Raw genomic sequence first — 19,828 nt, 5'->3', positions numbered from 1 at the left:
TGCCGTGCTCTTTTTTTAATATTCCGGCTTAGCTCAGTTGGTAGAGCGCTTGACTGTTAATCAAGATGTCGTCAGTTCGAGTCTGACAGCCGGAGCAAGGAGAAGAAGGGAGCCTGAGGGGGGCTTCCTTTTTTGTGTAGAAAAATTGATAAAAAGCATAAAGCACTTCGGTAGTCGAAGCGCTTTTTTAGACGTTTGTATTTAGATCAAGATTCTTGAAACTCTTAATTAATTCTTGGACAGCTGCAGAAACAGGATCCTTTTGCCGTGTAGCAATGAAGAAATTAATATAGATTAGATTCTCATCAATAGGTAATAGATTAATTGGTGTTTGACGCATCCGGGTAAGAATGCTGGCAGAAGAAATAGTTAAGCCCACGCCACGTAAAGCTAGCGCAGTTGCTGTAATAATACTTTTACTTTCTAAAACAATTTGCGGTTTAATATGGAATTTTTGGAATAAACCATTTACCTGGTGTCGAATAGCCGACTCTGAAGCGCTAAGCACCATCGGAGCTTGCAGAATTTCTTTTAGGTCTAAGTCATTAGGTGCCAAAATAAACTTACCAGACTGGAAGTATTGTGATGTCTGTGGAATTACTACATAATACTGTTCACCTTGTTTAACTGTGTAATTTAAATCACGTGAAGTTGTTTCTGGCGTTTGACCAATATAACAATCGATATCGCCATTGAGCAAGTTGGTTTCATTATTACGCGGAGAATTCTCAAATAGCTGGATTTCTACATTAGGATGCTCTTGCAAAAAATCTGGCAATAATCGTGGCAATAGATAAGTACCTAAACTGGTCCAGATACCCAATTTAATAATTTTTTTGTTTGGTTGCGTAAAAGGTGCTAGCTTTCGACTCAATTGCTGATCATTATAGGAAATATTTCCCAGATATTTGTAATAGATCATTCCTGCGTCAGTGAGTGAAAAGGGCACATGGTCTCGGTTTAGGATTTTGGTTCCTAATTTCTTTTCAATTCGTTTAATTAATTGCGTTAAATACGGCTGGGAAATATATAATTCACGTGCGGCCTTGGTAAAGTTGCTTTCTTTAAGCAGGATATCAAGATAGTGTAATAATGCTTCAGGATCATTCATAAATATACCTCCAATAATAAAATTATTATAACGCATTAGCTAGAAAACTATTTTACCTAGGATTGGATCTTCATTAAAATTAAAGAGAAAGCCCTTACAAGAAAGGAAGATCTAGATAATGAAACCAGGTACATATAGTATAAAAGCACAGGGACATGGCTCGAGTTACATGCCAATGAAAGTTACACTAACGGAAGATAAAATTAAGGATATCCAAGTTGATGCGAGCGGTGAAACTAAAGGCGTTGCAGATGAAGTCTTTAATCGTCTGCCAAAGCTAATTGTGGCTAATCAAACATTAAACGTGGATGCGGTGAGTGGCGCGACGATTTCTAGTCACGGCGTAGTTGATGGCGTTGCAGCTGCAATTGATGAAGCGGGTGGAGATGCGCAAGAGTGGCGCGAACGTGCTAAACCTGTTAAAGAATCTGCTGTGCAGGATAAAGAATATGAGACAGACGTTGTGGTTATTGGTGCAGGTGGTGCTGGGTTAGCAGCTGCTGCTCGCAGTCTGCAACATGGCAGAAAGGTAGTTGTTTTAGAGAAGTTCCCACAAATTGGTGGGAACACTACTCGTGCGGGCGGTCCAATGAACGCGGCTGAACCTGAATGGCAAAAGCAATTTAAGGCCTTAGCTGGTGAAAAAGAAGACTTAGAAAAACTAGCTGCTACTCCAATTAAACAAATCGATCCTGAATATCAGTCTGACTTTGAAGCTTTGCAAAAGCAAATTAAAGAATACGTTGATTCTGGCGCTAATTATCTATTCGATTCAAAATTGCTCCATGAAATTCAAACTTATCTTGGAGGCAAGCGAACAGATTTAAATGGCAACGAAATTCATGGGAATTATGCTTTGGTTAAAGAATTAGTTGATAATGCACTTAATTCAGTAAAGTGGTTAAAGGAATTGGGTGTCAAGTTCGATGATAGCCAAGTAACTATGCCAGTTGGTGCATTATGGCGTAGAGGTCATAAGCCGGTTGAGCCAATGGGTTATGCTTATAGCCATGTGTTAGGTGACTGGGTCAAGGAACATGGTGCAACTGTATTAACAGAGACGCGTGCTAAACATTTATTACTGGAGGACGGCCGCGTAGTCGGTGTCGTAGCAGAAAAAAACGATGGCTCCAAGATTACAGTTCATGCTAAGGCTGTTATTCTGACTTCCGGCGGCTTTGGCGCTAATATGAAGATGGTCCAAAAGTATAATACTTATTGGAAACACATTGATAATGATATGCCAACCACTAATTCACCTGCTATTACAGGCGATGGAATTAAGTTAGGTCAAGAAGCTGGTGCAGCTCTGGTCGGTATGGGCTTTATCCAATTAATGCCGGTATCTGATCCAAAGACGGGAGAATTGTTTACTGGCTTGCAAACACCACCTGAGAACTACATTATGGTTAACCAGCAAGGCAAGCGTTTTGTAAATGAGTTTGCGGAACGTGATACTTTGGCTAAAGCCGCAATTGCCAATGGCGGACTCTTCTATTTGATTGCTGATGACAAGATTAAGGCCACTGCCTATAACACTACCCAAGAGTCTATCGATGCTCAGGTAAAGGCAGGAACGCTCTTTAGAGCTAATACTTTAGCTGACTTGGCCAAGCAGATTGGAATGCAGCCAGAAGTGCTTGAAGATACGATTAAGAAGTATAATTCTTATGTCGATCAAGGGGTAGATCCGGAATTTGGCAAAAGTGCTTTCAATTTGAAGTGTAAAGTAGCTTCATTCTACGCTACACCGCGTAAGCCGGCTATTCATCATACTATGGGTGGGTTAAAGATTGATACTGATGCTCGCGTAATTGATCAAAAGGGCAGCGTAATTAAGGGATTGTATGCGGCTGGTGAGGTAGCTGGTGGCATTCATGCCGGTAATCGTCTAGGTGGAAATTCACTGGCTGACATCTTTACCTTTGGTCGGATTGCTGCTAATACTGCTTTTGCAGAAAATAAATAATGTAAATCAAAAAAAGTCTGACAAAGGTCAGGCTTTTTCATTTAGTAACGAAGTTGATTAATTTTTGCGTAGATGGCGATAATTTAGCCGTGGAATTATAAACTAGGTAAATTATACGTGTATTTTTCGGTAAAACTAATTTTGCAGCTAGATTGCTATCTTGGTTAGCAGTAAAAATTGTGTCTTCAATGTATAACGGGATGAAAGTCAAGTCAGGATAATTATCGACCTTGGTACAGATACCAATATCGTAATTTTCGTTTTGCAATTCCTGGCAAATACACTCAGGAAGAGCATCGTGGTAAAGATAATGAATTGACTTAGAACATTGCTCTTTGAAGGCATTAATAAAGTGAGGCAAGAAAAATTCACTTGCGGTAGGGATACAACCTAATTCAATCGTATTGTTTTCACCGCGTTGTGCCTGTTTGATATCATGTTTAGCTTTTTCAAAAGTTGCGACAATCGAAGTACTAGCTTCATAAAAAATTTGACCATAGTTAGTCAGCTCGGTTCGACCATTTTGACGCACAATTAAATCGCAATTAAGCTCTTTTTCTAGTTTTTTTATTGAATTAGACAAGCTGGGCTGGGAGATCTGGAGGAGCTGGGCAGCCCGAGAGAATTGATGCTGTTTAACCAATTCATTGAAGTAATAAAACTGATTCAGGTTCATTTTTCACACCTCACCTATACTGGTATACCTATCTAACTATCATTATATTCTCTTAGATGAATAAGAACAATATTCCCGTCTTAGTAAACAAAAAAGTGCAGACATCGTATCTGCACTTTGTATCTGCACTTTTTGAGGATTCATTTTGGATCAAAATTTCAGTTATTAACCTAGTTTAGGTTAATTTGATGTTTTAATAGTAACATAGTGTCACTGTTAGATAAATTATTCTGCTTTATCAGATGTTAAATGACCGCGCCAGCCCGCAATGTCCCAGTCTAAGAAATCATAATTAAGTTTCTTACCGTAGATTTTTTCGTAAGCAGCAACCTTTTGCTGATAATCTTGTTGCATCATTTGATGGGCATTCTCATTTGCGCTTAAAGAGACATCGGGGAAAATTGGAGGCAAAACATGTACGACATAACTAGTTTCGTAAAAATTGGCATCCTTCTTTTCAGTCTTAGGCAAATCTTTGATCTCTACGAAGGTTGAAATAACTGGCACATTTTGTTTAGCGGCAAAATAGTAGGCACCGCGTTGCAATTTTCGCGGCTTGCGGTAGTTCCACCACATTTCTTGCTCTGGGTAGATCAAGACCCAATTGTTTTGAACGAGCGCGTGACTTAAGTGCTTGGGAAATTCATTAGCGATGTAGCTGGGACTTTGAACCAAAGGAATAGTTCCCACATAATTCATCAGATAGCGGAAAAAGCCAGGCAATTTTAAGTTGGTGTCTTCAATAACGATTGAAAGGGGATGATGCATTTTATCGGCCAATAATTTCATTGGTAAAGAATCGATTTGATTATAGTGATTAGTCGTTAAAATTGCACCACCAATTGGTAGATTATTTAAGTTCTCTAATCCGCGGAATTCAGTAGAACCGACTAGAGTTTTTGCTAAAGCATCAAACAAAGCATGGCCCACGTGATTATTGAATTTGCTAGAAAAGGACTTGCGTCTTTGCCAATAATCATTCACAAGTTGTAAACGCTCAGCTAGTGACATTTGTGGATCGCTAATCTCAACCTTGGCAGTGAAGTCCCGGTCATTAGCAGCTTTTTGAATATTTTTAATAACGGCCTCGCGATTATCGCCAAAAATCATAGTGCCACCTGCTCTCTTTGTTTAACATTAGCCCAATTGTTAGGGCCTTTTTCTGTTTTATCTTCTTTTAAAAGCATATGATTAAGCTTCTCCCGGTCGTTTGCTCGTTCTTGGTCAGTATAATGATCAAGTTCAGCCTTTAATTCATCATAGAATTTAGTTTCTTGGGTGTTTTCCCAGAAATATTGTTCATACTGAACATTGCGGAAATGCCAAGGCTTGAAGAATAAGTTGTAATGGATTAATCCGGGGTTAGCAAGGGGTTCGGTGTTTTCATTAGGTATGGCATCCCAGCGCGGATTAAGGTGCAGGATTCGACCTTCGCCAATTTCATTAAGATAATCTTGATCAGGTGCAATACAGTCAAAGTGATAATGCTCTAATAAATCCATGAAGTGATCAATAAAGCCTTCTTCACGGAATGCCTTAGCATTCATGACTAGCATCCCGGAGTTGATATACTTCTTAGGATCCAACGCTAAAACGTCTTTGATATATTTCACCATTTTGGCTACATATTGGATCGAAGAATCGGTGCAGGCTGCGAATAGGTGATTACCTAACTCGGTGTCATAGAGTTTAGCGATATCGTCGTTAACGATAGTGTCGCTGTCGATATAGACGGTCTTATCATATTGCGGGAAGAGCTCCGGAATGAACAAACGATAAAAAATTGACATTGTGAAAAAATCTGCCCGCAAGAAATTTTCCTTCCGGTTTTGAATCGGTTTAACCAGTTCATCGTCAATGTGGAAAAACTTAACGTGAACGTTGTTGCTGCCTAAAGCTGATAAATCAGCTTGGTGCTGGTTGGACAGGTCTTGATTTAAGAAATAAATCGTATAATCTGTTTGGGGATTAGCGTGTTTTACTAAAGAATGGAGTGAAACGACCGCATATCTGGTAAAGTCGTCACTGATGCTGTAAAAAATGGGTACTGTCATAATGTTCCTTTCTTAGTCAATCTTGACGGATTCGTGCTGTTTGACCTTGGCCCAAGTGTGTGGCTCGTTGACGATCAGGTCAACTTTTTTAGCCATCCATTCTAGGTCTTGGCGAGCCTTCTTGCGATCTTCATCGGTGAAGTCGTCTAGCTGCTGCTTGAGTTCAGCGTAATACGGCGTCTTTTTTGCGACATCCCAGAAATAGTGGCCATATTGCACGTCAGCGAAGTGCCATGGTTTAAAGAATAAATTGTAGTGGACAATTTTAGGATTAGTAAATTCAGGGATGCTTTCGTTTGGCATTGAATCCCATTCTTTAGGCAAGTGATAAATTTTGTCTTCGCAAATCTCGTTCATGTAGGCCTGGTCAGGGTCAACGTTATCGAAGTGGTATTTATCCATCAAGTAGTAGAATTTATCGACGAAATGCTTGTCTCTAAAGGCTTTCATGTTGAAGACGATGACGCCGTTGTTGATGTATTTTTCAGGAGGCAAGATGCCTTGGCATTCCTTGATATATTTTTGTAGTAGTGGCATGTAGCGAATGGATAAATCGGGACAGCTGGCAAACATGTTCTCACCAATCTTGGTATTGTACAAATTGGCAATGTCGTTGCAAATAATTGTATCTGCATCTAAGTAAACGGCTTTGTCATATTGCGGGAATAATTCAGGGATGAATAAACGATAAAAAATCGACATGGTGAAGAATTGAGCTCTTAGGTAATTTTCCTTAGTCTTGTGAATAGGTTTAACCATTTCATCATTAATATGGAAGATCTTCACGTGGACATTGTCGGTTGATAAATCTTCTAGGCTCTGTTTGTGTGCAGCACTAATTTTTTGAACCAACAAGGTGATCGTATAATCTTGGTTAGGATCTGCGTGATCAATCAATGATTGAATGGAGACATAAGCGTAAGTGGTATAGTTGTCACTAATAGTGTAAAAAACAGGAATAGTTTGCATGTTTTCCCTCCAAATAAAATCTATTTCTTTAAATTATCGCGGATTGCGAGGTATTCGTTAAGTAAATCGGCATATTCATGTAAATGCAGTACGCTGTGTACTCGTGCTACGTCCCAAGGCTTGACCGTTTGAGTATGGAAATACGGCCAAAAGCGGAAGCTGGTGGTAAAATGCTGAATTTTAGTGTTCTTGTGCAATTTGTATTGTTCGTTATAACGGCGAGGCACGACACGCTTGGCTACGGCAAGCTTATTGATGGCAGATTGATCAGGCAGGAACATTTTCTTGGTCTGCATCATGTGACGTACTTTAGCGAATAGCCCGGTTTGTTTAATCTTGGGCATATTTAGCAGTAGAACGCCGGAGTTAAGGTAGTCAAAAACGTGCTTGGTTTTAACGTTGTGAAAGAAATATCTGCCCCAATAGTCGAGTACGCCGACCAGTTCGATCCCAGTGATATTTTGTCTATAAAAAGCCGTGATGTCGCCGCGAATTACAATATCATCGTCTAGATAAAGGATGCGGTCAGGAATCTCGGGCAATTGATCCGCAAATAGTCTCAACATAGCATACGGCGTAAAGCGCGTGTTCATGTTGGCGGTCGGAGGCTCTTGAATGAACAAGTCAGTACAGTCGATTAGCTGCAGCGTATTGTTAGGATTGGCCTTGACTAAGAGACTGCGAATGTAATCTGCCGCGTGTTTAGAGAAGGGATGATACTTGCGTTCATCGCTATGAGCTTCCATGGTTAAAATGTAGAGATGCAGTTCTCGGGCGCCAGAGTTTTTTAGTAGAGAAAGCGTCGAGATTAGGACGCCGTCTTCTGCGTTTTCATCTCCGCAAAAAAGTATATTCATAATTACCTCCGTTGGTTTTAGATAATGTTACCTATATAATACCATGTGAAGATAAAACTTTTATAAGCATAAGAAATAAGACCAGTAGCTGGATGCTTGCTGATCTTATTTTTGGATGTATTTGCAATATTCATAATCACTTAACTGTGCTCGCTTCGTCATTGCTTGCCAGATTTCGTCGTGAAGCTTGCTTTGTGCTTCCTTACGGCTTAAATCCTGATCCGGGTAAAATGGTCCATCGATGTAGATAACGGCGCGAGGACGCTTAGATAGCTTCCTTCGATGATAGGTTTTAGTCATAACGAAACTAGGCGCGTTGAGTTTAACAGGGAAGTGCATGCTGGTGGAACCAAAGGGACGGATCTTGGTGTAGTATGGCCAAACGTGTGCTTCGGGGTAAATTAAGACTTCGCCTTTTTTATCTTGGATAACGGTTTTGATGGCTTTGATTAATTTGATCGATTGCTTCATGTCTTTGCCGACGGGTAAGCCGCCGTAGCGGACAAGGTATTTGCCGATGAAGGGGATGCCCCAGTTGGCTTGACCGGCGATGGCGTAGAAGTTTTTAATAGGGAAAATGGTTAACGAAGTAAAAACGTCGCCCATCGGACGGGTGTGGTTGCCATAAATGAAGTAGCCGTCGTCTACCTGTTTTAGCTTCTTTTGGCCGATTACTTTAACGTGATTAAAACCGCGGAAGACTAGCCAACCGAATGCGCGGGCTAGATGACGAACGATGGGAGACCAGATTTTAGCACCGCGTGAATTAGGCAAAATTACATAGTCATCGGGTAGAGTGAAATTTTGATTATGGCTGGCGACGACATCGTCGGTGGTTTTATGGTAGTAATAAACGTGCTTCATTCTTGTTCCTCCGTAGGCTTGTTTTATTAATCATAGCATGAAAAAAGACGGTTAATTGACCGCATTGCTATGTTAAAATTATTTTCAACGACTACTTCCTCCTAAATCCTGAAGGGAGGTGAGACTGTCATGGACTTATTTTCTTCGATTGTTGCGCCCATAATCGTGGGTATAGTGCTTGCACTATTCGAGCACTGGCTAGATCATCGAGACAACAATCATAAGTAGTCGTCGATCTACCCTCACGCTTATTAGTTGCCAATAAGTGTTAAAAAAAGGCTCTACCTATTGTTCGACCAGGTAGAGCTTTTTGAGTACTGTCATATAGACATATTTTCTTCGTTGCACTATGCATTATAGCATCTGTGTACTATTTTTAAAACTATTTAGGTTCATTATTGAAAGTGAAATATATTGTTTGATAGTTGCACTATTTTTCTATTTACGGCACAAAAAAAGCACCGCCTTCTTGCAGTGCCATTTCCATATTATGGGTGGCCAGGGGATCGAACCCTGGACCCACGGATTAAGAGTCCGTTGCTCTGCCAGCTGAGCTAGCCACCCATATTTTTTATCAGCTCTCGTGCTGACAGTTAAATATATTACCAGCTATTTTGATGTTTGACAAGTCTTTTTTTGAAAAAAATAAAAAAGTCAACTAAAATGACTTTTCTTAAATCTTATCTTTGATGTGATGCGCTTCTCCAGCATGATTCTGTTTAGCACTATCAGCATAATAAACGGCATATACACCATTTTTATCATTTTCCGCGATCACAATTTGTCGACCAGTTGGTCTTTCTGCCTTAATGATTTGTGCGCTGCGGCGTGCTTCTTTAAAGTCGTGAGAAGATGCAATGGCATCCCCCGGATTGAAAAATACAGCTTCATTCATCGTAAAACCTCCTCGTATACTTAGTTACTTATATTTTAGCAACAAAGAGATAGCAAGACGAGTAATAAGCACAAAAAAGAGATAAGACCGAAATCTTATCTCTAACGAATCTATTATGGGTGGCCAGGGGATCGAACCCTGGACCCACGGATTAAGAGTCCGTTGCTCTGCCAGCTGAGCTAGCCACCCATGTGTTAAATTAATCAACAGATACTATTATGCTATTAATTGATTAAAAATGCAAGACTTTTTTGATAAAAAATTAGATTTTTTTGGCTAATATTACAAAATTCAGTATAATAGAAGAACAAAGGAGGCATTCCCGATGCCAAAAAAGATTCTCGTCGTTGACGATGAAAAGCCAATCTCTGATATTATCAAATTTAATTTAACTAAGGAAGGCTTTGACGTCGACACCGCCTATGATGGCGAAGAAGCTGTTAAAAAAGTTGACGAATATGATCCAGACCTAATGATCCTGGACCTAATGTTACCTAAAAAAGACGGACTAGAAGTTGCTCGTGAAGTTCGTCAAACGCACGATATGCCAATTATCATGGTAACTGCTAAAGATACTGAAATTGATAAAGTTTTAGGCCTAGAAATGGGCGCCGATGATTACGTAACTAAGCCATTCTCCAATCGAGAATTGGTAGCCCGCGTGAAGGCTAACTTGCGTCGGCGTGATATTATGAAGAAGGCAGAAGCCGCTAGCCAAGAAGAGACCGATAAGAATATTAAGATCGGTAACTTGGTCATCATGCCTGATGCCTATATTGTTGAAAAGAGTGGTAAGAAGATTGAACTTACGCACCGTGAGTTTGAATTACTGTACTACTTGGCTCAGCATATGGGACAAGTAATGACCCGTGAACACCTTTTACAAACTGTTTGGGGCTATGACTATTTTGGTGATGTGCGGACTGTTGATGTAACCGTCCACCGCTTAAGAGGGAAGATTGAAGATAATCCAATCCAACCTCAGATTTTAGTTACGCGGCGTGGTGTCGGCTACTATGTCAAACAACCGAGTGAAGGATAATAAAGAAAGCCACACAACTGTATCAACAGGTGGCTTTCTTTTTTGTATTTTTTGTTGAATAAGAATAATGAAAAGAATTCAAAAAAGATTAAACAGCACATTTAATTCGATCAATACCAAGCTAGCGATTGTCTTCATGCTGATGCTGCTAGCTACGATTGAAGTAATTGGTGCTTATTTTACTAGACAATTAGAACAAAATAGTATTGAGAACTTCCAATCATCTATTCAGATTCAAACAATCGTCAGCAACCAACTGGCTAATCAATTAGCTAGTGATAATAAGAGTGCCAATGATCGTCTGAACCAGATTGTTAATGATTATAATAATGACTCAATTAGTGAAATTATCGTCGTCGATAATAAGGATACGATTCGGGCCGTTTCTAACTTGAATGATAAAAGCAAGATAGGACAGCGAATCAACAACACGGACGTTAAGCAGGTAATTTCAACCGGACACCAGATCAACAAAGTAGTTGATGATCACGGCAATTACATGATTCAAATCTCTCCCTTAACTAGTGGCAATGGTTCTAATAATAATGTCGGTGCAATCTATGTTAAGGCCAGCATGCAAGATGTCTTTGACAATCTAAGGCAGATTTCACTAACGTTCTTGATCGCTTCATTAATTGCGGCGCTGCTTGGAGCCTTTTTATCCCTGGTTATTTCCCGGGCAATTACACAGCCGATTGAAGAAATGCAGAAGCAAGCCTTGCATATTGCCGATGGCGATTATTCTAGTCAGGTTAAGATCTACTCTAATGATGAATTGGGTCAATTGGGTAAAGCATTTAATACCTTGTCCGTGCGGATTGAACGTTCGCAAGAAAAATCAGATAGTGAGCGGCGTCGGCTAGACAGCGTATTGTCGCACATGAGCGATGGGTTGCTTGCTACAGACCGTCATGGCAATGTCAGCGTGGTTAACCACATGGCCTTGAGTTACTTAAATGCTAAAGAGAAGGATATTATTAATAAGCCAATTGCGGAAGTATTAGGCTTAGAAGATACTTCTTCCCAAGATTTGATTTCTAGTCAAAAAGAGATCGTCGTTACTACTAATGCAGGTACGCCTGATGAAATGATTCTGCATGCTAGCTTTTCACTAATTAAACGTATAACTGGCTTCGTTTCTGGTAGCGTCTGTGTTTTGCATGATGTAACTGAACAGCAGAAGAATGAAAATTCCCAAAAGCAATTTGTTTCTAATGTTTCACACGAATTGAGGACGCCACTGACTAGCTTGCAGGCTTATATTGAGGCTTTAAATGAAGGTGCTTGGAAAGACCCTAAGATCGCACCAAAGTTTTTGGAAGTGACGCAGCAAGAAACTAGCCGGATGATCAGAATGATTAACGATCTTTTAAGCTTGTCTAGAATGGACCGAGGCGTCTCCAAGATGGATCTTGAATTCGTTAATTTAAATGATTTTGTTAACCATATTCTCAACCGCTTCGATATGATTGTAAAAACCGATAAGAATAAAGATAAAAAGAAGAAATACACGATTAAGCGTGAATTAGGCAATCAGGCTCTATGGGTTGAGATCGATACTGACAAGATGATGCAGGTAATTGACAATATTATGAACAATGCCATTAAGTATTCTCCAGATGGTGGTGTGATTACCGTGCGCTTGGCTCAGAGTCAGAATCACGTTATCTTAAGCATTACTGACCAAGGCTTGGGTATTCCAAGGAAAGATTTAAATAAGATCTTCGATCGGTTCTACCGGGTAGATAAGGCACGTTCACGTGCTCAAGGTGGTACCGGCTTAGGTTTAGCCATTGCTAAAGAAATTGTCGAGGCCCACCATGGTCGCATTTGGGCTGACAGTAGTGAAGGCAAAGGTTCTACTTTCTATATTTCTTTGCCTTATGAACCAATGACAGAGGAGGATGACTGGGATGAAGTTTAAATTTAAATTCGGTGACTTTTTCTTAGGGCTAGGAACCCTGATAGTCATCATTCTGTCGGCCGTTTTATGGATTTTTATCATGACTAGTGACCAACGTTTTAGCAATATTGGACAAAATCAGGATAATGAATCCAAGCAGGTGCGCAGTCATAACACTAAGTCGCTATATGACTTATATATTCCTACCACCTCGTATGGTTTCTCTGATGGCAAATTGTGCCAGTTATATGATTCTAAGAATAATTTGACTCTGGAATTTACTAAAGAGATTAAAAAGGCTAAGGCTGTTAATCGAATTAAAAAAGTCATTAAGTCACAAGATGAATACGAAAAATATCTTAACAGTCCTAAATATTTGCAATTAGTTTATCCAGATGAGATTACCTTCTCCTTGTTTAACCGTTTGAATAAGTCTACTAAGGATAATCGTGAGTTTAACCGTTTCTTCGTTTCTAATTCTAACCATTGGATTTACCTGGGAAATGATCAAACTAATGAGATTTACCGGGTTAAGATTAAGGGCGCTAATTTCGATAAACTAAGAAAATATGCTAAAACGGCGCGAACTAAGCATGAGATTCGTTTAGTTCGCTTAAAAGAAGGGTATTCAGCGTTTTATGTCAAAAATATCAACGCTAAGGTTTATAGCTATTTAACTAACCATCAATCTTATTCCTACTTTGTTTCTAGGTTGCTTGGCACCTCTGGTGTAACTAGCAAGACCAATAAGACGGGCCAGACGGTGTACTCGCTCAATTACTACACGAGATTAAGGGTGCCGGATCCTAATTCGGGCAAGCATAATTATCTGTACACGCATTTTGAAAAGAATAAGATTCCGAATGCTACTAATCGCTTGTTGGACAGCGTCTATTATGTGCACCAAATCGGCTTAACGGAACAAGATTTGCGTTTCTTCGATGCGGATGGCTCTAACGTTAGCTATTTGAATTACATTGAAGGCATCCCAGTATTTTTAAACAAGCACGATTTGCAAGTAAAAACGACTTTTTCAACGGATGCCATTACTGTAGCCTTTAACAGTATTAACTTTCAGATTCCAATCCCGTTTGACGGGCAGACTAAGGAAATCAAACCAACTGCAGATGTAATTAGTGATCTGACTGCTCATGGTTTAAAGCAAAGCGATATTCAAAGAATCGGTGTTGGCTTTAAGATGGAAGATGATTCTAGCCATCATAGTTTGATCAATCTGATTCCTACCTATTACGTCAAGGCCTATGGCGAATGGAAGAGTATGGATGAATGGAAGAAACAGGATCTGACTACATACCATAAGTTTGATAATCGGGTTAAGAATAATGGGGTGAAATAAAGATGGACCATAAACGAATTGAATGGTTGTTTCTCATTGTTTTCCTATTAATTGATATTTACCTAGGAATTGAAATCTTGCGTTCACCTGTAAACCTGAGCGGTAGCAATACCCCAACACGAAGCGTGGCTAGCATTCGTTCTGAAATGAAGTCAGACAATATTGACTTACCTAACCAGATTTCTAACATGCCAGCTTCCGGTTACTATCTAGCTACGAAAAATCGCGATTTTTTATCAGATAAAACAGATGCGTTAACGAACGTTGAAGCACGCTATTCTAAGAATGACAATACTCTGTATGCAACGCCTAAGATTTCTTTCTTCTTAAGTAAAAATCCAAAAGAAATAGTAGAGCAGCTGAATGACTTCAAAAATAATAGCAAGAATGTGCCTTATGGGAAAAAGTTCAAGTATGAACCTGATATGTCCAGCGATGATAATTACGTCTTTGTACAGAGTTCAGACTATGGCGATATTTACACTAATTCCGCTCAGTTAACGATTAATGTAAAAAATCATCAGATTATGAATTATACTGAGACCTATATGGGAACAGCTAGTCCAGTTAGAGAATTGCAGTCGACTATTAGTGCTTGGCGTGCGGTTCGGGCAATGTATACTAATCGAGAGTTGACTAATAATTCCCGGTTAATGCGAATAAAGTTAGGCTATTCTAAGTTGACCGAAGTACGTGGCAGCACGATTTTATTGCCTACTTGGCTGGTATGGATTGAAAATAAGACGACTAAAAATATCACCTTGAAGCGGGTCAATGCTTATACAGCGCAGATGTTGCAGTTGAGTGCGTATAATGTTGAAAAATAAATAGAAAGGAAAGATTGTGAAGGTTTCCATTTTAGCAAGCGGCTCAACTGGCAATACCAGTTTAATTATGACGGGCCAGCATAAGATCTTGATGGATGCTGGCTTGTCTGGTAAGAAAACTAAACAGTTGCTGGCTGATGTTGGCGTAGATATTAATGAGATTGATATGGCCTTTTTAAGTCACGATCATACAGATCATAGTGGCGGATTAGGCGTTTTAATGCGGCGCTATTCGCGAATTGATGCGTTCGCTAACGGTGGAACTTGGCAATATCTATTAGATACGCAAAAAATTGGCAAGTTGCCGGCCGAGCAGATGAACACGATTGAACCCGGTCAGACTAAAACCTTTGGCGATGTCGATATTACAGCCTTTGCGACTAGTCATGACGCGGCTGAACCACAATATTACGTCTTCACTAGTGGCGGAAAGCGCATCGCATTTTTAACGGATACAGGATATGTCTCACAAGAAGTTGAAGGTACTATTGAAGATGCCGATGCATATATGATGGAGTTCAATTATGATACGATGATGTTGCGTAATGGACCGTATTCTTGGCCGTTAAAGCAGCGAATTCTGTCAGACGTGGGGCATTTATCAAATGATGAGGCCGCACAAGCATTAACTGACGTGGTAACGCCTAAGACGAAGCACATTTTCCTAGCTCACCGTAGTCAGCACAACAATACCGAATACCTAGCTCATGAAACGGCGAAAGAAATGTTGGTTGAAGGGGATGCTAACTTGAGTGATGATGTGCAGATTATTGATACGGAACCTAATAAGCCAACTAAATTGATAGAAATTTAGTATTTTTAAGATAATTTTTCATACAATGTTCAAATTTGATCGGTATGATGTTACTAATGATGAGGGGAGAACAATTATATGGTAGAAAATCAAACTAATGGCCAAGTGCCAAACAGTCCTAGAAGAAAAAATACTAACGGCAAGATTATTACTACTGCTGCAATCGTCGGTGTAGTTGGTGGGCTTATTGGTGGTGGCGTATCTTATTACGCTGCTGATCAAATGAATAATGCTTCAGTGAATAATAACACCGCTCAAACGAGCGTATCTTCAAATAGCAGCAAGATTTCGGAAAAAAGAGTGCTAAGACAAGTGGCACTATGACTACTGCTTATAACGATGTTAAGGGTGCTGTAGTATCCGTAATTAACTTGAAGCGACAATCATCAAGTGGTACTAACTCACTCTATAGTAGTTTATTTGGTGACGATAGCGATAGTTCATCAAGTAAAAATGGCAAACTTGAGACCTATAGTGAAGGCTCCGGCGTTGTCTATATGAAGTCGAACGGCAAGGGCTACATTGTAACTAATAATCACGTAATCTCAGGTAGCGATGCCGTCCAAGTACAATTAGCCAATGGCAAAACGGTAAAGGCTAAGGTAGTCGGTAAAGACAGCACGACAGACTTAGCTGTTTTATCCATTGATGCTAAATATGTAACGCAGACAGCTGAATTTGGTGATTCTAAGCACCTGCAAGCTGGTCAAACTGTTATTGCGGTTGGTTCACCATTAGGTAGCGAATATGCTTCTACGGTAACGCAAGGAATTGTCTCAGCTCCAGCTAGAACGATCTCTACTTCATCGGGTAACCAACAGACGGTTATTCAGACTGATGCCGCAATCAATCCAGGCAACTCTGGTGGTGCCTTAGTTAACTCAGCTGGTCAAGTCATTGGGATCAACTCAATGAAGTTGTCGCAATCAAGTGATGGTACTTCTGTAGAAGGGATGGGCTTTGCTATTCCATCTAATGAAGTAGTCACGATTGTTAATGAATTGGTTAAGAAGGGTAAAATTACTCGCCCACAACTTGGCATACGGGTCATTGCCTTGCAAGGTATTCCAGAAGGCTACAGAAGTCGCTTGAAGATCAAGTCTAACTTGAAAGACGGTATTTACATTGCCTCAGTCAACAAGAATGGTTCAGCTGCTAATGCAGGGATGAAGAGCGGCGATGTTATTACTCAAGTTAATGGCAAGAAGGTAGAAGATGTGGCATCGTTACACAGTATCCTTTATAGCCATAAAGTCGGTGATACCGTCAATGTAACCGTGAACAGAAATGGCAGAAATGTCAATTTGAAGGTTAAGCTTGAAGGCAATTAAGCAATAGATTAAAAAAAGTAAATAACATAAAAAGGCTATATCATGCGGATTAAGTTAGATATAGTCTTTTTTATTAACTATTAGAATGTGTAACAAGTAAAAGTTCGGTTTTATAAATTGTCAAGTGGATATCTTTTTACTTATGCTTGTGGATAACTCTGTGGATTGTGTATAACTGCTAAACTATAGGCTTATACACTTGTGGACAAAAAAGGCTATTTTTAGCAAGATTTAGTGAAATAAATATGCTAAAACGAGCGTTCATGTTGATCTAATCATACTTTATAAATAAAGTTTGTGAAAAAGGGCTTTCATAATTTAGCTGTGGGAAAATCTTTTGCAAAAAAATTTACACCACAAGTTATAGAATATAATTAACATCATACCACAAAATGTAGATTTTGATTTTAAGAAAAATGTGGAAAACTCTAAGCGGTTTTTTGTAGTAAACTAGGAATTATGAATATTAAAATTGTTTGTGTTGGAAAATTAAAAGAAAAGTATTTTAAAGATGCGATTGCGGAATATAAAAAGCGTTTGAGCCGCTTCGCTAAAGTGTCGATTGTCCAGGTACCGGATGAAAAAGCACCTGAGAAATTTAGTGCTGCCGAGGACGAAAAGGTTAAGGAAATCGAAGGCCAGCGAATCCTGAACAAAATTAAGGACAAGGAGTACGTTTATGTCACTGCGATTAAGGGAAAGCAGAGAAGCAGTGAGGAATTTGCTAAAGAGATTCAAGATCTAGCGACCTATGGTCATTCGGATATTACTTTTGTGATTGGCGGTAGCTTGGGTACCAGTGATGCGGTCAACAAGCGTGGGGATGATTTGATCAGTTTCGGCAAGTTGACGATGCCACACCAGTTGATGCGGGTGGTGCTGATTGAGCAGATCTATCGTGCGTTCATGATTAATTCAGGTAGTCCGTATCATAAGTAGAAAAAGACCTCTATTTTTCGATTGAGAAGAATAGAGGTTGTTTTTGTGCAATCTAGATTGCTTTTTGCTTAATAAAGAGTACTATATTAGATTATTAGTTGAAGGTAAGGAAGGCAGCTTATACTACTAGCTGTAATTATTCCTCCACCAATTATGATAGATATTAAAAGTTTTGATAATTTGTTACTTAACATTACGGAGTCCTTTCGTTGAAAAGAAGAAATAGCAAAATAGATAAAATCGTTGGTCCAAAATTTAAAGAAATTAGAAAAGAAGCACAGGTTTCTCTTAATGAATTGGCTCAAAAGGTTGGGGTTGTTTCACCATCTACGTTATCTCGCTGGGAACGTGGCGAGGAAGGATTACCTGTAGAGATTTTTGAAAAGCTGCTTACTAGCATGAATATTTCATATGATGAAATTGTTGCTAGCGAAGTAGATATAAAAGAAATAATTGCTCAAGTTGAGCTTGCTTATCAAACAAATGATATTAAAGAATTAAAGAGAATATCATTAGATTTGCTTGCCAAATATGATCAGACAGGCGATGGATTGCTAAAAACAGAGTATTTACTTAAATCTGCTATAGCAGCAAATTATTATCTAGATCTGTCAGGAGATGATTTAACTAATACTGAATATAAGACAAAATTGTCTGAGCAATTTATGCAATAAGAACAAACAGTGAGGAGAAAGAACAAAGAATACCTCCCCATCTATTGATGAGGGGATGAATTTGTTCTTTCTCCTGCTTTTTTGCCTAAATTTATTCTTTCAATGGTAAAATTAAATACGCAAATAATGTCATTATTTTCAAAAAAAGGAGATGAAATTATGGCTTTTAAAACCAAGCTGGCTGAACAAGAAATTCAGCTTGGCACTAGACAATATCGGATTTATCCAAAGGGCGAAGAAATCGCCTGGATTTGGCAGCTGTTTGGGGCTAATCGTTTTGTCTGGAATCAGTTCGTGGCCACCTTTGAAGCACGCTATGAGGCCAATCCTCAGCTTAAGTTTCCCAAGATTGGGATCTTGAAGAGTTGGCAGCCTTTAATGCGCAAAGAGCATGCCTGGCTTAAGAAAATCAACAGCACTTCTTTGCAGTTCACAGTCGAGCGCTTTAGCGATGCGATGTGGGCCTTTTTAACTAAAAAGCAGGTCAAGCAAGGCAAGCCTAGGTTTAAAAGCCGTAAATATTATTTACAGACAGCAACGATTAAAAACGTTAAATATCAAACCAAGGCTGGCGCTCAAGCTCAAATAGAAGTGCTTAGTCCGCATCATTTAAGAATTGGCAAAAAGAATGGCATTATTCTTAGAACTAGTTCTTTGAATACGCTAAAAAATGTTCGCATCCAAAAAGCCGTCATTTCCTATCGACAAGATTTAGATCGCTACTATATCAGCTTTTCCGTGGTGAAAGACAAGCGACAGTTGGCTGAATACAGCACTAAGTCTAAGAAGACCGGTAAAGCGGTCGGCATTGACGTGGGCTTAGGCAATGAGTGGCTGGATGGCAGACATTTTAGCGTGCCTGATACTTTTAAGCTGGAAAAAGAAATGATCAGGCGTCAAAGTCATTGCGACCGTAACCGCACAGCGATTGAGAAGCGAGTGGCTAGATTTAATCATGAGCATGAAACTAAGATTGATAAGTATGATTATTCTAATTGGCAGAAGCTGAGAAAGACCAAAAGCAAGTACCAGCTAAAGATCAGAAACATCAGATATGATTACTTGCAGAAAGTGACCACTGAACTGGTTAAAAGCTACGATGTGATTGCCATTGAGGATTTGAAAGTCAAGAATCTTTTAGGCAATCACAAATTAGCGCACAATATCGCCAATGCTTCTTGGGCGCTGTTCAGGGCGCTGCTGGCGTATAAGTGCGAGTGGTACGGCAAGAAATTAATTGTGGTGCCACCACAGTATACCAGCCGGATCTGTTCGGCATGCGGCAGAAAGAATCCGCAGTTTGCGCACATGAAAACTAGAGACTGGCTAGCAGTCAGAAACTGGACTTGTCCATACTGTCAAACAGATCATGATCGAGACGAAAATGCCGCCAAGAATATCTTGGCTAGGGCAATAAATTAAGAAAATAACAGATAAGGCTTGGGCCAAGCCTTGCTAAGATAGGCCGACCGCTATGTTCTGGTGGAAATTAAAAAGCCACAAAGCTTAAGCATATTTGAGCAGACATTTTTGAATGAAGAGCAAA

General features: G+C 39.6%; 18 protein-coding genes, 3 tRNA genes and 1 pseudogene. 12 read left to right on the top strand and 10 right to left on the bottom strand.

What is annotated here, in order from left to right; translation table 11 throughout:
• The first annotated feature begins 22 nt into the window (after positions 1 to 22).
• A tRNA-Asn gene (locus tag BLP58_RS06370) sits at positions 23 to 95 on the top strand.
• A 92-nt stretch (positions 96 to 187) separates the two neighbouring features.
• On the opposite strand, the gene BLP58_RS06365 is transcribed toward BLP58_RS06370, so the two are convergent.
• Entirely contained in the window at positions 188 to 1,111 is a 924-nt protein-coding gene (locus tag BLP58_RS06365) for a LysR family transcriptional regulator (RefSeq protein ID WP_013855083.1), read from the bottom strand.
• 118 nt (positions 1,112 to 1,229) lie between these two features.
• Here BLP58_RS06365 and BLP58_RS06360 point away from each other — a divergent pair, with 118 nt between their 5' ends.
• Positions 1,230 to 3,080, top strand: coding sequence for a flavocytochrome c (locus tag BLP58_RS06360; RefSeq protein WP_013855084.1), 1,851 nt, complete (start codon positions 1,230 to 1,232; stop codon positions 3,078 to 3,080).
• A gap of 37 nt (positions 3,081 to 3,117) precedes the next feature.
• Here the strand turns inward: BLP58_RS06360 and BLP58_RS06355 are convergent, their stop codons facing one another.
• From BLP58_RS06355 to BLP58_RS06330, 6 genes are all read right to left on the bottom strand, one after another.
• On the bottom strand, positions 3,118 to 3,756 hold the full coding sequence (locus tag BLP58_RS06355; RefSeq protein ID WP_013855085.1) for a LysR family transcriptional regulator: 639 nt from the start codon (positions 3,754 to 3,756) through the stop codon (positions 3,118 to 3,120).
• A gap of 225 nt (positions 3,757 to 3,981) precedes the next feature.
• A complete protein-coding gene (locus tag BLP58_RS06350; protein WP_013855086.1) occupies positions 3,982 to 4,866 on the bottom strand; it encodes a lysophospholipid acyltransferase family protein in 885 nt (294 codons plus the stop codon).
• Complete coding sequence (locus tag BLP58_RS06345) at positions 4,863 to 5,810, bottom strand: glycosyltransferase family 8 protein (protein WP_013855087.1); 948 nt, start codon at positions 5,808 to 5,810, stop codon at positions 4,863 to 4,865. The genes BLP58_RS06350 and BLP58_RS06345 overlap by 4 nt, the downstream gene beginning before the upstream one ends.
• Positions 5,811 to 5,822: 12 nt before the next feature.
• A complete protein-coding gene (locus BLP58_RS06340; RefSeq protein WP_013855088.1) occupies positions 5,823 to 6,779 on the bottom strand; it encodes a glycosyltransferase family 8 protein in 957 nt (318 codons plus the stop codon).
• A 20-nt stretch (positions 6,780 to 6,799) separates the two neighbouring features.
• Positions 6,800 to 7,636 (bottom strand): glycosyltransferase, encoded by an 837-nt coding sequence (locus tag BLP58_RS06335; protein WP_013855089.1) that lies wholly within the window; start codon positions 7,634 to 7,636, stop codon positions 6,800 to 6,802.
• A gap of 105 nt (positions 7,637 to 7,741) precedes the next feature.
• Entirely contained in the window at positions 7,742 to 8,500 is a 759-nt protein-coding gene (locus BLP58_RS06330) for a lysophospholipid acyltransferase family protein (RefSeq protein ID WP_013855091.1), read from the bottom strand.
• A gap of 129 nt (positions 8,501 to 8,629) precedes the next feature.
• Here BLP58_RS06330 and BLP58_RS11915 point away from each other — a divergent pair, with 129 nt between their 5' ends.
• A complete protein-coding gene (locus BLP58_RS11915; protein ID WP_143000325.1) occupies positions 8,630 to 8,728 on the top strand; it encodes a type I toxin-antitoxin system Fst family toxin in 99 nt (32 codons plus the stop codon).
• Positions 8,729 to 8,991: 263 nt separating this feature from the next.
• On the opposite strand, the gene BLP58_RS06325 is transcribed toward BLP58_RS11915, so the two are convergent.
• The 3 genes from BLP58_RS06325 to BLP58_RS06315 all read right to left on the bottom strand — a co-directional run bounded on the left by BLP58_RS06325 (position 8,992) and on the right by BLP58_RS06315 (position 9,584).
• A tRNA-Lys gene (locus BLP58_RS06325) sits at positions 8,992 to 9,064 on the bottom strand.
• A gap of 109 nt (positions 9,065 to 9,173) precedes the next feature.
• The gene (locus BLP58_RS06320) at positions 9,174 to 9,395 is read right to left on the bottom strand and encodes a hypothetical protein (protein ID WP_013855092.1); all 222 of its coding nucleotides are present in this window, start codon (positions 9,393 to 9,395) and stop codon (positions 9,174 to 9,176) included.
• A gap of 116 nt (positions 9,396 to 9,511) precedes the next feature.
• Positions 9,512 to 9,584 (bottom strand) — tRNA-Lys (locus tag BLP58_RS06315).
• 136 nt (positions 9,585 to 9,720) lie between these two features.
• On the opposite strand from BLP58_RS06315, the gene yycF reads away from it, so the two are divergent.
• The 9 genes and pseudogenes from yycF to BLP58_RS06270 all read left to right on the top strand — a co-directional run bounded on the left by yycF (position 9,721) and on the right by BLP58_RS06270 (position 19,704).
• Positions 9,721 to 10,437 carry a response regulator YycF gene (yycF, locus tag BLP58_RS06310; RefSeq protein WP_025084205.1) on the top strand — a complete coding sequence of 239 codons (717 nt, stop codon included), beginning with the start codon at positions 9,721 to 9,723 and terminating at the stop codon, positions 10,435 to 10,437.
• A 67-nt stretch (positions 10,438 to 10,504) separates the two neighbouring features.
• Positions 10,505 to 12,361 carry a cell wall metabolism sensor histidine kinase WalK gene (gene walK, locus BLP58_RS06305; protein WP_013855094.1) on the top strand — a complete coding sequence of 619 codons (1,857 nt, stop codon included), beginning with the start codon at positions 10,505 to 10,507 and terminating at the stop codon, positions 12,359 to 12,361.
• Positions 12,351 to 13,697 (top strand): YycH family regulatory protein, encoded by a 1,347-nt coding sequence (locus tag BLP58_RS06300; RefSeq protein ID WP_013855095.1) that lies wholly within the window; start codon positions 12,351 to 12,353, stop codon positions 13,695 to 13,697. Before walK ends, BLP58_RS06300 begins: the two co-directional genes overlap by 11 nt.
• A 2-nt stretch (positions 13,698 to 13,699) precedes the next feature.
• Positions 13,700 to 14,524, top strand: a complete 825-nt coding sequence (locus BLP58_RS06295) for a two-component system regulatory protein YycI (protein WP_013855096.1) — start codon at positions 13,700 to 13,702, stop codon at positions 14,522 to 14,524.
• Positions 14,525 to 14,540: 16 nt separating this feature from the next.
• Positions 14,541 to 15,338 carry an MBL fold metallo-hydrolase gene (locus BLP58_RS06290; protein WP_013855097.1) on the top strand — a complete coding sequence of 266 codons (798 nt, stop codon included), beginning with the start codon at positions 14,541 to 14,543 and terminating at the stop codon, positions 15,336 to 15,338.
• Between the two features lie 78 nt (positions 15,339 to 15,416).
• Positions 15,417 to 16,669, top strand: a pseudogene (locus tag BLP58_RS06285) (S1C family serine protease).
• A gap of 459 nt (positions 16,670 to 17,128) precedes the next feature.
• On the top strand, positions 17,129 to 17,608 hold the full coding sequence (rlmH, locus tag BLP58_RS06280) for a 23S rRNA (pseudouridine(1915)-N(3))-methyltransferase RlmH (RefSeq protein ID WP_013855099.1): 480 nt from the start codon (positions 17,129 to 17,131) through the stop codon (positions 17,606 to 17,608).
• A 209-nt stretch (positions 17,609 to 17,817) separates the two neighbouring features.
• The gene (locus BLP58_RS06275) at positions 17,818 to 18,282 is read left to right on the top strand and encodes a helix-turn-helix domain-containing protein (RefSeq protein ID WP_013855100.1); all 465 of its coding nucleotides are present in this window, start codon (positions 17,818 to 17,820) and stop codon (positions 18,280 to 18,282) included.
• A gap of 159 nt (positions 18,283 to 18,441) precedes the next feature.
• Positions 18,442 to 19,704 (top strand): RNA-guided endonuclease InsQ/TnpB family protein, encoded by a 1,263-nt coding sequence (locus tag BLP58_RS06270; RefSeq protein WP_013855101.1) that lies wholly within the window; start codon positions 18,442 to 18,444, stop codon positions 19,702 to 19,704.
• Positions 19,705 to 19,828 lie beyond the last annotated feature (124 nt).

The sequence above is a fragment of the Lactobacillus kefiranofaciens genome (genome assembly GCF_900103655.1).
GTDB lineage: Bacteria > Bacillota > Bacilli > Lactobacillales > Lactobacillaceae > Lactobacillus > Lactobacillus kefiranofaciens.
Note: the sequence above shows the minus strand (reverse complement) of the source record. Positions and strands in the feature narration are given on the sequence as shown.